Here is a 16,049-nt window from a genome sequence, read left to right on the forward strand (position 1 = left end):
AACTCTTCCATTATATTGCGCTCTGAGGCGCGATAGCCATCTTGACCGGTTGGTCAAGATGGCTATCGCTTAATGTTGAGCATTAAAAATAGAGTGATAAATGCTTTGTTAAAGATGTTTGAAATCAATCATTATTTTGGCCCGCTTTTTGCCTTCCAATAACAAAAAATTTACATTTTACTTTCTAAATTGTCTAAAGAGGTGAGTATGGACGTTGTATTGGAAAAAAATAAGAATTGCTTAAAAGAGGAACTTTACGAAGTTAAAAATTATGAGTCTAAGCTGCAAGCACTCAGTGTTTGGTGGGATAAAATCGCACTTTTAGGCAAGATAAACAGCTACAATATAGCCGAGACCATTATTAATGACATGGAAGAAACTAAATCTAAGTTTGCCGATTTACAGCAAAGACTTATCCACAACCTGTTACTTGAGCATCTAAAAAAACGGGCTCACGATGATAGTTCCCGTGCCCAAGTTGCGATTGATATATTGATCCGTAACCTCTTTGAAAGAACTGCAGATGTTGGATTTCTCTCAACAGATGCTGATATTCGTACCTTTCTAAAAAATCCTGAGCCCAATAATGAGGCACAGCATTTACTCCGTGAACGACTGCTTGAGTATGTGAAAAAGTACAGTGTTTATGATGAAATTATTATCCTTAGTCCACAGGGTGAGGTGCGCTGCCACCTAGATAAAAACAATCCTATCAGTCATAGCAAAGATCCGCTTATTGAACAGACAATTAACTCCCATGACGAATATGTTGAGGTTTTCAGATACAGCGACTTGATGCCAGATAAAAATCAATCACTGATTTACTCCTGTAAGATCACAGCTGATAACCTTATCAATTCGGAGGTAGTGGGTGTAATTTGCCTCTGCTTTCGTTTTAATGACGAGATGAAAGGAATATTCAGTGATCTTTTGCAAAATAATGACCCAAGTATTATCGCATTAGTTGATGGTAACGGAGTTGTTACTGCAAGCAGTAATGAGAGTTACTTAGGCATTGGTAAGCATATTAACTATCCTGAACCGCCTTGTATCGTCAAGTTTAGGGGGGAATATTGCTTATATACCTTATGTGAAACGAATGGCTATCAAGGCTTCTTTGGTCTAGGTTGGCGTGGCATGGTAATGACACCTTTAAAGAACTTTAGTGGTAGCACTCAGACAAGTAAGATCTCAATTCCCTCTGAGTTGATTGAGCAAGGTAGGCTGTTTCCAACAGAGTTAAAACTGATCTCCAAAAATTCAGTTGAGGTGAATAACGACCTTAGTTTAGTGGTACTGAACGGCAAGATTACCTCAGCGCGAAAAAAAGCTCGGGAATTTATGCCAGTACTGGAAGCAATTCAGGAAATTGGTACCAATATTTCTAATGTCTTTAGTTCTTCTATCAGTAGTTTGCAAGATACAGTGGTCTCATCACAATTAAACGACGCAAAGTTTTTAGCCTCACTGTCAGTCAATATTATGGATCGAAACCTTTTCGAACGTGCTAATGATTCTCGTTGGTGGGCATTAACCTCTGCCTTCCGCGAATTATTAGTGAAGCTTCAAACTAGTCAGCAAGAGCGCCAAGAAATCACAAATATTCTCAGTCATATTAACGACTTGTATACGGTTTATACCAACCTATATTTATATGATAGTAAGGGGATAGTGGTAGCTGTTTCTAATCAGGATGAATTACACATTATCGGTCAAAAACTAGATGATACAACAGGTTATCACAACGCGTTGAAACTCGAGAATAGTCAGTGCTATAGTGTTTCGTCGTTTGTTGTCACACCCTTATATAACCATAGACCTACTTATATTTACAATGCGGCGGTGCGTGACTTAGCTGACTCAACCAAGATAGTGGGTGGCATAGGCATCGTGTTTGATAGTGAACCACAATTCAGTACAATGTTAGATGAATCACTTCCAAGTGATGAAAAGGGCCATGTTATGGAGGGCGCTTTTGCAGTCTATTGTCAGCGTGACGGTATGATTATTTCAGTATCGAGTAATAGCAATATTGAAGTTGGCAGTAAACTTGATATACCAAAACAATACCTGAATATCGAGGATGGTAAAAGTTTGTCAGTGATTTATGAATTTACACAACAATTTTATACTTTGGGTGTATCGGCAGCTAAGGGATACCGTGAGTATAAAACTACTAACGATTATAGTAACGATGTAATCGCGTTAATTTTTCTACCCATGTAGTAAAATTCACTTATCGCGAGTAAATATATTTAACAAAACACGCATGGTAATTTGGTAAACGTTTGTGCTGATGTACTGCTGCGTTTGACTATTTAGGGCATTTTTTGATGTTTATAGCCTTGAAAAGTCCAAGGTTTTGGGCTAAATGCCTAATCTGTTAAAATTACATTGTACACTCGGCTTTATTGTATCCTGAGGAGAATAGGTAAGAAGTATATCGACATTCATTTTATATCAATAATGTCCCGGCTGTTGGCGAGCTGTTGGTATTACTCAACTGTTTTTACGTCATTCAAAATTCAAAATAAGAACTTCCACCATTGTGCAAACCAGTTCTGAATATTGCTTATGTTTGTGATGATGAATTGCTTTTATTCAAACAAACTTTCCTGAGGCAGCGCTCGTATTTGTGGGGAGAATAATTTAACGATTACGTCATTTTTTTAGCTGAATGTTTTTTGTTCACATTCATTTTGTAATGCAAGCAATGTTAGTGAAATAGTGGATTGAAATTTTAATATAGTTTTTGTTTAAACTTCTGAACCGAAACAACACAAGTTGCATGTTCATTATTAAAGAACATTGAAGAAAAAAAAGGCTGAATATTTCAGCCTTTTTTTTTCTTACAACTTAACGACTAAGACGTCGTAGAGCTGATGAGGAGAACGCTTTGCGCTGTTCCACTCCTCCCCAAGTCATGAATCTAGGTTCTTCATTACTTAGGCCTGTCACCAAATACCGTCCAGAATTTAGGTCATGCAGGGTCTCTGCTACCATCCAAGGTGTATCTACATCATAAAACATCACATTGTGACCTTCAGACATACGCCACAATTCGTTACGACCATCGTAATGATCAATAACTGATGCACCCCATGTATCTTCATCTATAAAAAAGGTTCGCTTGGCATAAATATGACGCTCACCTTCAGCTAGTGTCGCTTCTACTTCCCATACGCGGTGTAACTCATAACGTAAGTTGTCAGAATTTAAATGCCCCGGTTGTACAGCGTTTTCATAGCTTATATCAGTACTCATCAAGTTATAAGAATTGTACGGAATGTACATTTCTTTTTTGCCGACTAATTTCCAGTTGTATCTGTCTGGTGCTCCGTTATACATATCATAATTGTCCGTGGTTCTTAAACCATCAGTACCTGCTGCAGGTCCATCATAGGAAACGTTAGGTGCACGTCGTACTCGTCTTTGTCCAGAGTTATATACCCAAGCTTTTCGGGCTTCTTCTACTTGGTCAATAGTTTCGTGAACTAATAAAGCAGTACCCGTTAAACGTGCAGGTGCCGTAATGACTTGTAGGTAATAAAAAAGAATATTCGCGTCTTTCTCGGCATCTCTGCCACCTTCAAGAAATTCAGGCCAAACTAATTGGTCATTCATTTTTACTTCTACAAATGAGCCGTCGGCTTGTACAGGTATAGTGGTAAATTCTCGTTTAGCGGTACCTCCACGAAAGCGAGTAATATGATTCCAAATTACCTCGTTAGCATCTTGTGGGATGGGAAAAGGAATTGCTGTATCAAAAGATTTTAACCCATTACCACCTTGCACTAGCACTGAAGTCACTGCATTTTTTTTGATAACATCATAAATTTTTTCAGGATATGCAGCTGTGCGACGTGTTGGATACACTGGCATTTTATAATCAGGATATTTATTAAACATCGCAATTTGGCCAGGGCTTAAATTAGCTTGGTAAGTTGACAAGTTTGCATTGGTTATTTCAAATAACACTTTATCAGAAGCAAAGGGATTCGATGGACGACCAGGGTCCTCGCTTGGCTTTGAGTTTTTAGTATTTAGGCCACCGGTCCATGCTGGGATTGTACCCGCAGCATTGCCCGCCATTTGTGCTCCAACTGGCGTTAGAGAAGTGCCTAGTTTTGCCGCTTCTTCTGCTGTTACTTTAGCAACAGCATTGTGCGCTGCTAGGCTCAAACATAATACACTTATAGAAGTGAATAATTTTTTCATTGTTTTATCCTTTTAATACGTAATACCAATACTTAATGCAAGAAAGTCTTTATCTGACAAAATATTATAATCGCCACCACTAAAGCTCCTAAAGCTCATAGAGGCTGAATAAGTTTGCTGATAAACGGCTTCTAGAGATACGCCAAATGACTTAGCGCCTTCATTAAATTGTTGACCTGGATCGGGTGAGTAACCAGACACATCATGCTGCCAATCAATTGTGGGTGAAAGAGATACACCAGCAAATACATTAGGATATGCAAGCTGGGCTCTAACACGATAACCCCATGCAGTATCTGTTACATAACCATCATCTTTACAGTCACCCGAAAGAGCGCCTGCAGCGACTAAGTTTGTACAGTTAATGCCACCACCTGCATCAAAATCTCCTAATCCAAATACTGAGTTTCGACCATATTTTTGGTCTGCAGCTTCAATATCATCAGTCAAAATAACACCTGCTTCAGCGATGACAGTCATCCGAGATGAACCTAATACACGATCAAAAAACTGTAATGCAGTTATTTGAATTTGGGTGACATCAAACTCATCCCAACCTCTTGAAAGTTCTCCGGGGTTAACAGCCAGGACTCGAGAGGAATAACGAAGAAATGGTTGTTCAGACAACACTCCGTTAAGAATTTCTGGCCCACTTATCTGAATGGGTGTGTCAGGTTTATAAGATACTTCACCAGACAAGGCAAAACCTGCAACATTGGTAGCAAAGCTAAGACCATAAAATTTTAAATCTTCTGGAAATTCGATTTTGTAACCAGGGTTAAGAGCATCGATGGTATCTCGTTCTACGCCTGTAGATTGTAAAAGGCTAGCTAAACCAAATTGTCCCATCTGCTCAGGTGTCAATACCCCTGCTTCGGCTCCAGCAGCCAGGGTAGGGAAGGCTGCATCTAATTCAACTGCATTAGCCCAAGGTAAAAATACCGGTAAGGCTGGATTAAATCCACGCCAGGAACCACGCACTGCACTGATTAACGGTAATCGAGAGTGAATATTCATATAGTAAAAACCAAACTCAGTATCATTCAATTCTTGTGCGTAATAACGAAAAGCAACACCATATTGGCCCCCGTCGTCGGGCTCTACGTCAGCTTGACGTTTTGCCGCAATTCCTGCTGCCAGACCGGCTTGATCGCCAAGAGGTCCAACTGATACAAAGTTACAGCCATCAGCCGCAAAATCAGCACCAGAGAAATATGTACCACAGCCGTCAATTTGGGTTTTTTCCCATTCATATTGGTAGAAAGCTTCAACACTAAGATTTTCAGTCAAACCCGCATTAACAAACAACATGCCAACCGGTAATAATCCTTCTTTTAGGCTAGCACCTGGGCGACGTAATGCGTTCACATCAAATGGGTTAGATGAATTGAGTCCGCCTTGAATAAAGGTACTTTCACCCCAGCTGACAACTTGACGTCCTAAACGGACGTCTAATGGAACATCACCTATGTCAAAGGTACCAAAGATATAAGCATCCATTAACTCGATACCAGAAAACTGGCCAAATTGGGTAAAACCATCGTCACTTAATGGTTCACCAGGGGTATAACCATTACCAGAATTACCATGGGGTCTGTCACCATCAGATAATTCAAAGTCATGCCAATATTTAACCCGTACAAACGCGCCAATGTTTCCTTTGGTTAGGTTAAAATCATGAGAGCCTTTTATGATTTGAGAAAAAGCGTCATTTTTACCAAAGTTAAGATTGCCATCGTCTGTGGTGGATGTGTTACCAGTGCCACCATTTGTTGTGCCAATGTAATAAGGATCTGCATCTTGTAACCGCCAGCTAGAACCTATTGAAAGTCGTGAGGTGATTTGAAGACTAACATCGTCATCTTCACCAAAATAAAATTCTGCAGCTGTAGCTGAATAAGAAAATAAAGCTGTTGTTATTGCAGCAGCGAGTAACTTTTTTGTGTGTTTGCTAGTGGACATGATAGTTCCCATGTTTAATTGTTAACCAAATAGGTCAGACCAGATTGAATTTAAACAAAATGCCTACATTAATGATACAAATAAAAAAAATAAAAAACATAATCTCTATGCCAATTACTTATCATATGATGCAATATGCTAATTAATAACTTATTCAAAGCGACAAGTTTTTAGTATGACAGATTATTTTTCAGTGCTCAGTGGCTGGCTTATCCCCATAAAACGAGCCATGGACGAATGGGGCATCGATTTTAATAGCGTCTTAGCTGATTGCGGTATTAAAACGTCTGATTTTAAAGTCCCAGAATCTAGGATTTCTGCTGAAAGAGTGTCTCAGTTAATCGAATATTGTAATCATTTAAAAAAACGTCATGATTTTGCAATAACTGTAGCTGAAAATTTTCATCCCGGCACCTTCCATACACTAGGCTATGCAATGATGGCGTCTAACAATTTATATGACGCGTTCAAACGTATTGAACGCTATAAAAAAGTGGTTTCTAACACCTGTTCCATCAAGATAGAAGAAGGTCCTAAGGTCTGTAAATTAGTACTCACGCCATTTCTTTATGAGTCTACTAATAGACCTGTTTTATCCCAAAATTCTATCATCATTTTTATTGCGACCTTGGTTAAATTTGCCAGAGAATGCTCAAGCCACAATTTTAAACCCCAGGAAGTCAATCTGAATTGGTCGAATACCGGGGACACGTTTCAGTTTCTGGGTGATTTTTTTGATTGCCTAGTGAATTTTGACCAAGATGAAATTTCATTCAGCTGTAATACCACTATTTTGAAAGAACCTCTACTTGGGGGGAATCCTTTGATCACTCAATCCCACGAAAAGATGCTGAATGAATTTCTTTCAAGGCTCGATAAGAATGACGTTGTGCAAATAGTTAAAAATAGTATCCATGACATGTTGCCTTTAGGCACGCCGACTCAAACTGATATTGCTAAGCAGATTGGTATGAGTCTCCGAAATCTGCAAAGAAAACTAAGCGAGCAAGATGCGTGTTATCGAGATTTATTAGAAGAAACGAGAAAGAAACTCGCACTGGAATACATTACACAAAGTCATCTATCTTTGAGTGAAGTGGGTTACCTAGTTGGTTTTGCCAATATTGGTAATTTCAACCGTGCTTTCAAACGTTGGACCAATTTTGCACCTGGCGAATACCGTAAAGATAAACATTTGGCATAAATTCATTTAATGGTTTGTCATCAATTAGTTATTATATTGGTTTTTATTTTAACAAATTCTTATTTCATCCATATCATCCTCGAGTATAAATTACTCTAGATATAACTTATTCGGAAAAGACAAACTAATGACTGAAGACGCTATAAAAACCGATTTAACTGACATTTTAACAACACTCAAAAACACTTTTAAGAAAACGCCTTTTCCCGAAATTCAGCAAAGACAGCAAGATTTAAAAGCATTAAAAGCGTTATTACTGGAAAACCAGGATGCCTTAATAAAGGCAATGGATCAGGATTTTGGAAGCCGTTCTAGTGATGATTCAAAAATTGGTGATATCCTCACCACAGTTCAAGGGATTAACTACTCTCTTGACCATCTAAAGAAGTGGATGAGACCCAGTAAGCGACATTTAAGTTTGTTACTGCAGCCTGCATCTGCCAGAGTGGAGTATCAGCCACTGGGTGTGATAGGCATAATTGTACCTTGGAACTATCCGGTTTTTTTGGGCTTAGGCCCACTCACTGCTGCGCTGGCCGCAGGTAACAAAGCCATGATAAAAATGTCTGAATACACACCTCATACTGCGAGTATTATTAAGCAGTTAGTAGACAAATATTTTGAGCCTAATAAAATAAGTATTGTCGAAGGCGATGCAAGTGTTGCAGCTGTATTTTCATCCTTACCTTTTGATCACCTATTTTTTACAGGCTCAACTAATGTAGGAAAATTGGTGATGCGTGCTGCAGCCGAGCACTTGGTTCCCGTCACATTGGAATTAGGTGGAAAATCACCTGCTATTATTGCAGATGATATGGATATTAATATTGCCGTAGATAGATTTATTTTGGGTAAAACTCTGAATGCCGGTCAAACCTGCGTCGCACCAGATTATATTTTTTGTCCTAAAGGAAAAACCCAGCAGTTAATTGATGCGATCGAGAAAACATTTGAGCGTATGTACCCATCGGTAAAGGACAATAAAGATTACACCAGTGTTATCAATCCAGCTCAACATACTCGCTTGCAATCATTAATTGATGATGCTCTAGCCAAAGGAGCTGTTGTTAGACCTTTAGGTGGTGATCCGGGTTGTGCGAAAACCAGACAAATGCCGCTTACCTTAATCCATGGTGTTAATAACCAGATGCAGGTTATGCAACAAGAAATTTTTGGGCCGTTGCTACCTATTCTTGAATATGACACCTTAGATGAAGCGATTGAATATATAAACGATGGCGAACGACCACTCGCTTTGTATATATATAGTTTTAACAAAACCTGTCAAGACAAAATATTAAAAAGTACTCATTCAGGTGGTGTATGTATTAATGATGCGGCTTTTCATGTGGCTGCCGAAGACTTACCGTTTGGAGGAGTTGGCTCCTCCGGTATGGGAAGTTATCACGGCTCAGAGGGTTTTAAGACTTTTTCTCATGCTAAATCTATTTTGTCACGTGGACGATTAAGCTTTGGAAAATTATTATTTCCCCCTTTTGGCACAGCCGTGCATAATCTTATCTACAAGCTTTATATTCGCTAGTACCAACTAAGAAGAAAAATATGACCCAAACATTGATTAATCTTGAGTTTAATAATATTGCTGACCTAATTGAGCACAGTTTATTGAAATATGCTGATAAGCCTGCTTTTTCTTGTTTAGGCCAAACCTTGAGTTTCGCTCAAATTGATGCAAAATCTAAGGCTTTAGCCTGCTGGCTTCAACAGCAAAAAAGTTTGTCGCCAGGTGACCGCATTGTTATTCAACTGCCCAATTTGAATCAATATCCGATTGCTGCTTACGCGGCGCTTCGTGCAGGATTAGTTATTGTTAACACTAACCCATTGTACACTCCCAGAGAAATGCAGCATCAATTCATAGATTCTGGTGCTAAAGCGATTATTCTATTGAGCGATTTATTACCAAAATTTAATGAAGTTAAAGAACACACTGACATTGAATTGGTCATAACGACTGGCGCCACGGACTTGTTAACCGGCGATATGAATGCGCCGAGCGGCTGTGTCAGCTTTAATCAAATATTATCCGACTGTGCAGATGCAGTTTTAGCCACAAGGCCACCAAACTGTTTGAGTGACAACGCAGTGTTGCAATATACCGGAGGTACCACAGGTGTATCAAAAGGTGCTTGTTTGACTCATAGCAACGTTATGGCGAATGCAGAACAGACTCGATTAGTTTTGAAGGAAGGTTGTACTGAAGGTGAAGAAATATTTGTCTGTCCTTTACCTCTTTATCATATCTATGCATTTAGTGTAAATATGTTGGTATTTGCCACCAGTGGCAATCTTAATATCTTGATCCCTAATCCACGTGACATGGATGCTTTTGTGCAAGCCATCAAACCTTTTAAATTTACTGGTTTTGCGGGTATTAACACCTTATTTGTAGGTTTGTGTATGCATCCAGAGTTCAAAGCATTAGATTTTTCTGCATTAAAAATAACAATTTCTGGTGGTACCGCTCTCACTTCCACAGCGGTCAATATGTGGAAAACTACTACCGGTTGTTCTATTTCAGAAGGATATGGTTTATCTGAGACTTCACCGGTTGTGTGTTTCAATCGACCTGGAAAAGAGCGTCTTGGCACTGTAGGTAAGCCTGTAGAGGGTACTGAAATACAGCTTTGGGATGAAAACGATCAGATTGTTGAAGAAGGCCAAATCGTGGTTAGGGGTCCACAAGTGATGGCAGGTTATTGGAATATGCCCGAAGAAACTGCGAAGGCGATAACTAAAGACGGTTTTTTCAAAACAGGGGATGTAGGCATTTGTTTAGAGGATGGCACCATTAAGATTGTCGATCGTTTAAAAGACATGATTATTGTATCTGGCTTCAATGTATATCCGAATGAAATTGAAGATGTACTCTCGCAGCACGATGAAATATTAGAAGCCGCCGTTATCGGCGAGCCAGACGAAAAAACAGGCGAAAAAGTATGTGCTTATATTACTGTTAAATCTGAGGTGTCTGAAAGTGACATTTTAGCTCATTGTAAAGTGTTGTTAACGGCCTACAAAATCCCGAAAAAAATTGTATTCATGCAAGAGCTACCTAAGTCATCTGTAGGTAAATTATTACGCAGAGAACTCCGCAAATAGACAATATTCAGGATGACACTTCACTCACATAAAAAAGCGAAGATTTTATTTACCTTCGTTTTTTTGCGTGTATTTGTTTAAACCTGTTAGTTAGGCATTGGCTGCTAAGATCATATCTGCTGCTTTTTCAGCAATCATGATGGTGGGTGCATTGGTATTGCCACTGACCAAATTAGGCATGATAGAGGCATCGACTACCCTTAATCCTTTTAGACCATGAACTCTCAGCTCAGAGTCAACCACCGCCAAGTTATCTGTCACAGGTCCCATCTTACAGGTTCCTACTGGATGATATTGGGTGTCAGCACGGTTACGTATGTCTTGCTCTAATTGTTGTGCATTATCTTTTTCGACCACATACAGCATATTTTTTCTTATATCACTGAAAGCATCTGCTTCTAAAATTGTCTGCATTTTTTGTGCACCAGCCATGATCGTTTGCATATCTTTTTCATCACCCAAGAAATTAGGATCGATCAACAACGTGTCTGTTGGATCGGTGCTCTGCAATTTCACTTCGCCGCGACTTTCAGGGCGACAGACCGTAATATGACAGCTATAGCCATGGCCCGTATTTATTTTTCGCGCATGATCGTCAACAATCCCAGGAACAAAAACAAATTGTGCGTCTGGAGCACTCAATCCCTTTTTTGTATGGAAAAAAGCCCCTGATTCTGCCAAAGTACTGGTTATCTTGCCAGTTCTACTTTTTTTCCATTGAAACATGGATCTAATAATCCTAAATCCTCCAGTTAGAGAAATACCGAATGTATCTGCCTTACTGGATACTTTGTAAGTTTGCACATAATCTATATGGTCTTGTAGATTTTGCCCCACGCCCGCTAAATCATGAACACTGGCTATGCCTTTTTCTGATAGGTGCTGGGTCGCTCCTACTCCAGATAACATTAATACTTGAGGGGATCCAAACGTCCCAGCACTGAGAATAACCTCTTTTGTGGATTTTATTTCCACTGCATGGTTACCTTTTTTATAACGTACTCCTATGGCCTTGGTAGCATCAAACAGAATCTTTTCTGTCACAGCGTGCGTAATAACCGTTAAGTTAGGCCTAGATAAATTAGGAGTTAAAAATGCTTTCGCTGCACTGCAACGTTCACCATTTTTAACCGTTCTTTGATAAAAAAATGCACCTTCCTGCTTAGCACCATTAAAGTCGTCTACAAAAGGAATACCATGTTCTTCGCATGCACTAAAAAACATATTATTAAGATTGCTAGCATCAGTAGGGTTCGATACGCCTAGGGGACCGTCGTTGTTATGAAATTCGTCGGAGTAGACTTCATTACCTTCTGATTTTTTAAAATAAGGTAGTACATCTTTATATGCCCAACCTTCATTCCCTAAATTGGCCCAAGTATCATAATCCCACTTATTTCCACGCACGTATAGCATGGCATTAGTTGATGAGCTTCCCCCTAAAGTTTTGCCTCTAGGTTGATAACCTTGACGGCCGTTTAAGCCTTTTTGAGGAATAGTTTTAAATGCCCAATTATTGATTTTAGTTGGTAACATGGCAGCCACACCTATGGGCGCACGTATGAGAACACTGTTATCCGGACCACCTGCTTCGAGCAAACATACAGAATTTTCAGGGTTCTCAGATAAGCGAGCAGCTAATACGCAGCCGGCTGAACCGGCACCAATGATGATGTAATCGAAGTGCATAGAGAATCTTATATTTAACTTCTTGTAATATCACATTAACATGTCAGGGTTGTGAAGAAAGAATCAATTGGTGCCAATTTATTATCCACAACAAAAAAACATTTAAATGGGTATTTTAATAAGCATACTGTTTTATGTCTGCAGTAATTGTCACTATTTTTAAACCTTTTCCCTTTAAACAATAAACATTAGTTAAAAATCTACTGGCTGATATGCGTTAGTTTATCGTCAACGGGGGGGATTACATCATTTACCGTGTCTGGCGAGTACTACGTTTTTACTGTTGTTGTTACTGGACATTAATAAAAATATTTCTTTTGTTTTTAACAAAATTTAGGTGCACATTTAGTCGAATTAAAGCTGCAGATTAAATCGCAAGATTATTGTTTTTATTACGCTTTTGGGTTTTAATTATAGTGAAATTTTTTTTAATTTATGAGTTGCGGCTTTTTGTCATTAGGTAAACCAGATTTTTAGAATTTTATTTATGTGATTTTAAACAAAACTTTTAAATTTTAGTGGTTAGATAAAAGGGTAGTTTTGTATGAATAAAGGCTCTATCTATATTATTGACGATGAATATGATGTTCGCTTTACTCTTGAAAATATATTCAGATTTGCAGGTTACACAGTGAAATCGTTTGCTACTGCGTCTGCTGCTTTAGAACACAGACTAAGTGACAGAGACAGCTGTATTGTTCTAGATCTCCATATGCCAGAGATGGGTGGTTTAGAATTCCAAGAATTACTTAAAGATAGAAATATTAGAATACCTATTGTTATTTATACCGGAAAAGTAGACGTCCAAACTGCAGTGATGGCGATGACTGATGGGGCATATACGTTATTACAAAAACCTGCACCTAATCATGTGTTACTTGAAAAAGTTCAAAATGCCATGGTCACTTTTAAAGAAATAGACAAACATCATGAACAATGTCACGAAGCTTATGCACTGCTTGAAAAGTTGTCAGCCAGGGAGTTCGAAATAGCAAAACTTATTGCTAATGGAAGCACTGCTTTAGACGTAGCAGACAAACTTTTTATCAGTAAGCGAACTGCAGAAGCACACAGAGCGAGTATATTTAATAAACTTGAAATAAAATCAGTAGCGCTATTGGCACAATTAGTTTTGTTAGCAGATATGACTTTAGATTAATTATTGCTTGTTCATGTAATTTGAATTGCTTTTACAGGACTATGTCCACAGTTTAATGTTAGAAAATCATGGCGGTTAAATGCATCATAATTCAGCTAATATTGATAAACAGCTAGAACATTTTTTATTCAATACATTTATGCTTAAAAGCAGCGATATCATCATGATAACTGATGGTGAAACTGACTTTACAAAGGCACGTATCCTGGGGGTTAATTCATCTTTTGAGTTTATTACTGGTTTAAGCCAAAAAGACTTAATCGACAGTCCCTGCTCAGAATGGATTAATACATCAGATTCCCAGCTTCTTAGTTTAAATTCTGCTTTCAAGACAAGTTCAGCTGTTCTAGAACAACTCGCGATTAAAAATAATGAAGGTGATCTGACACAAATACAATTTGAAATTTACCCCGTTCAACAAGAAACTAAACTTTGGATCTGGCAAGCTAAATTACTCATTCCAAGCCAATTAATCGTTCGCAACAAGCAGCTAAAACAGCAAGATATGATGCAAGCCTTAGAGAAAACAGCAGGCCAAACAGCTCATGATTTTAATAACATTCTAGCGATCATCATGTGCAACAATGATTTGCTACTTGAAATTATTGAGGATTCCTCACCTTATTACCCTTTGTTATATTCGATATCCCGTGCGGTAGACAAAGGCACACATTTGACACGATCTTTGATGGTATTTGCTCAAAAAAATATATTAAACAACGAAGAGTTTAACCTGAATGACTGTTTATCATCTATGGCTAATGGGCTGCAAGAAAACATTGAAGCATATCATATCTTAAAATTAGAGCTCTGTGATCAACCCTGTAACGTTTATGTAGATCGGGTGATGCTTGAAGAATGTATTAGTAATTTAGTGCTCAATGCCTCACAGGCAATGTTCGAAAATCCATTAGGGAAATCAACGATATTTATCGATATAAAGAAAGTATTTATACCGCAGCAAAAAGACGCTTTTGAACAACTGATCTTACCTCAAGAATATGTGAAAATAACCATAACGGATACTGGAGCCGGCATCACTTCAACCAATCTACCCTTAATCTTCACCCCTTTTTTTACTACGCGAAAAATTAATGCTGCTAAAGGTGTGGGTTTAAGCATGGTTTACGGATTCTTGAAAAGAAGTGCGGGTTATTGTTTAGTTAATACAGAAGTAGGTAAAGGTTCTTCTTTTAGTTTATTGTTTGACATTTCGTGACTGCATCTTGATGGCTTTCTTTTTCTTAATAACCAATTAAAAGTAGTAAAAGCACCTATTTACTGAAGGACAGAATCTTCTAAAGTAGATTCATTAACTATTATCTTTGTTATTTAATCATGCTGGTCATAAATGAGATGGTAATTAATAGGCTCAGGGCAAACATAACACTGATAGCTTAAGACAAGCCTTAATAGCTAATTAAAAAATACAAACTTCTATTTTTATTTAGTTTGTCATCTGTCGGGAATGGGTGACTCTAGACAATGTCAGTGGATAAAGAGCTCACTGAAAACAATCAACCTCAATATTCTGATCCTCACTGGTGGTTGTAGACAAAACTATATTATGGCTTACACCAGAACATCGACGAATGTTGTGGTGATAAGGTACCGAACGCTTTAATAGGAGACCATTAACCGTCAAATATCAAGGTGAAATGTCACAAAAATGTAGCTTCAAGCAATACCCAAAATGATTCAAAACTAAAGCCGTTGCATTGATGTTATATCAAGGTCATTCAGTGCCAGATTCGGCTAAATCATTTGGGATTGCCACTAATATGCTTACTGCGGGAAATAGCTGTACTAGCAACAGATAATCAGTAAATCGTTGGTTGAAGATAACCACTTAAATCTAAAAGTGCCTTCTTCGCGAAGGAAAGGTATTGAAGTCAAGTTTTGTTATATAAAGGCACAAGCTATGAATTATCCGGTTCGTATCTTGTGCCGTGTTATGAAGCTAGGCAAGTCTGCGTTTTATACCTGGCATACGCCGCCTGAAGAAGTTGATAACGTGGCAGGAGTAATTATTGTGTCGACGGACCGTGGTGCTCTTCAAAGCCATTAGAGAGCAGTCTAAAAAACTGAATGAGGAAGGCTTTAACACCAGCCGATATTTAATCCGAAAGTCGATGAAAAAATTGAAGTTGAAGGTGGAACAAAGACTCGCTTATAAAGTCACTATAGAATGTAAACATGGCAATAAAGTTGCGGATAACTTCATAAAACAGAACTTCAATCCGTTGGCACTCAATGAGGTGGGGTGGCGACATCACCTATTTAAAGATAGCTCAAGACTGGATATATTTGGCAATAGTATTGGATTTATACTCACGCCAAATTGTGAGTTGGCACATAAAAAGCCTATGACGACGGATTTGATAAGTAAGGCTACTTGTTACCAAGGCGGTAAATTTGATACAGCCCAAACAGGATTCGTGTTCCACAGTGACCGGGGCTCCTAATATACCAGACGGCGCTTTGGCAAAATGCTAAGGGGTGTTGGTATACGCGCTTCAATGTGCGGTTTGGGGCTTGCTGGGATGATGCGGTGGGTGTACGTTTATTTGGCAGTTTGAAATATGACTGGATATTGTAAATTGCCCAACCGACTCGCGAAGATATAAGCAATATGTCACGACTTAGTAACAAGTACTCCAATCAGGAACGACTCAATACAGCCAGTACCAGTGT

The 16,049-nt window shown here is 38.6% G+C and carries 10 protein-coding genes and 1 pseudogene; 8 read left to right on the top strand and 3 right to left on the bottom strand.

All coding sequences use genetic code 11. The features are described from left to right. Positions 1–207: 207 nt before the first annotated feature. Positions 208–2,226: a hypothetical protein gene (locus QZ562_RS01415; RefSeq protein WP_293755984.1), complete on the top strand. Its 2,019-nt coding sequence runs from the start codon at positions 208–210 to the stop codon at positions 2,224–2,226. A 630-nt stretch (positions 2,227–2,856) separates the two neighbouring features. On the opposite strand, the gene QZ562_RS01420 is transcribed toward QZ562_RS01415, so the two are convergent. After that, positions 2,857–4,218, bottom strand: coding sequence for a DUF1329 domain-containing protein (locus tag QZ562_RS01420; RefSeq protein WP_293755987.1), 1,362 nt, complete (start codon positions 4,216–4,218; stop codon positions 2,857–2,859). 12 nt (positions 4,219–4,230) lie between these two features. Next, positions 4,231–6,180: a DUF1302 domain-containing protein gene (locus QZ562_RS01425; RefSeq protein ID WP_293755990.1), complete on the bottom strand. Its 1,950-nt coding sequence runs from the start codon at positions 6,178–6,180 to the stop codon at positions 4,231–4,233. 175 nt (positions 6,181–6,355) lie between these two features. Between QZ562_RS01425 and QZ562_RS01430 the strand changes: the two genes are divergently transcribed. The 3 genes from QZ562_RS01430 to QZ562_RS01440 all read left to right on the top strand — a co-directional run bounded on the left by QZ562_RS01430 (position 6,356) and on the right by QZ562_RS01440 (position 10,507). Continuing rightward, positions 6,356–7,384, top strand: coding sequence for an AraC family transcriptional regulator (locus QZ562_RS01430; RefSeq protein ID WP_293755993.1), 1,029 nt, complete (start codon positions 6,356–6,358; stop codon positions 7,382–7,384). Positions 7,385–7,511: 127 nt separating this feature from the next. Further along, entirely contained in the window at positions 7,512–8,927 is a 1,416-nt protein-coding gene (locus tag QZ562_RS01435) for a coniferyl aldehyde dehydrogenase (RefSeq protein ID WP_293755996.1), read from the top strand. 20 nt (positions 8,928–8,947) lie between these two features. Next, a complete protein-coding gene (locus tag QZ562_RS01440) occupies positions 8,948–10,507 on the top strand; it encodes an AMP-binding protein (RefSeq protein ID WP_293755999.1) in 1,560 nt (519 codons plus the stop codon). Between the two features lie 90 nt (positions 10,508–10,597). Here QZ562_RS01440 and QZ562_RS01445 read toward each other — a convergent pair whose 3' ends face one another. Further along, complete coding sequence (locus QZ562_RS01445; RefSeq protein ID WP_293756002.1) at positions 10,598–12,196, bottom strand: GMC family oxidoreductase N-terminal domain-containing protein; 1,599 nt, start codon at positions 12,194–12,196, stop codon at positions 10,598–10,600. Positions 12,197–12,740: 544 nt separating this feature from the next. Here QZ562_RS01445 and QZ562_RS01450 point away from each other — a divergent pair. The 4 genes and pseudogenes from QZ562_RS01450 to QZ562_RS21200 form a co-directional block, all read left to right on the top strand. Further along, the gene (locus tag QZ562_RS01450) at positions 12,741–13,355 is read left to right on the top strand and encodes a response regulator (RefSeq protein ID WP_293756005.1); all 615 of its coding nucleotides are present in this window, start codon (positions 12,741–12,743) and stop codon (positions 13,353–13,355) included. A gap of 79 nt (positions 13,356–13,434) precedes the next feature. Beyond that, entirely contained in the window at positions 13,435–14,574 is a 1,140-nt protein-coding gene (locus QZ562_RS01455; protein WP_293756008.1) for an ATP-binding protein, read from the top strand. Positions 14,575–15,276: 702 nt separating this feature from the next. Further along, entirely contained in the window at positions 15,277–15,423 is a 147-nt protein-coding gene (locus tag QZ562_RS01460; RefSeq protein WP_293756011.1) for a hypothetical protein, read from the top strand. A gap of 172 nt (positions 15,424–15,595) precedes the next feature. After that, positions 15,596–15,707: pseudogene (locus QZ562_RS21200) on the top strand (hypothetical protein); the annotation flags it as partial. Positions 15,708–16,049 lie beyond the last annotated feature (342 nt).

This window comes from uncultured Paraglaciecola sp. (assembly GCF_913058035.1).
GTDB lineage: Bacteria > Pseudomonadota > Gammaproteobacteria > Enterobacterales > Alteromonadaceae > Paraglaciecola.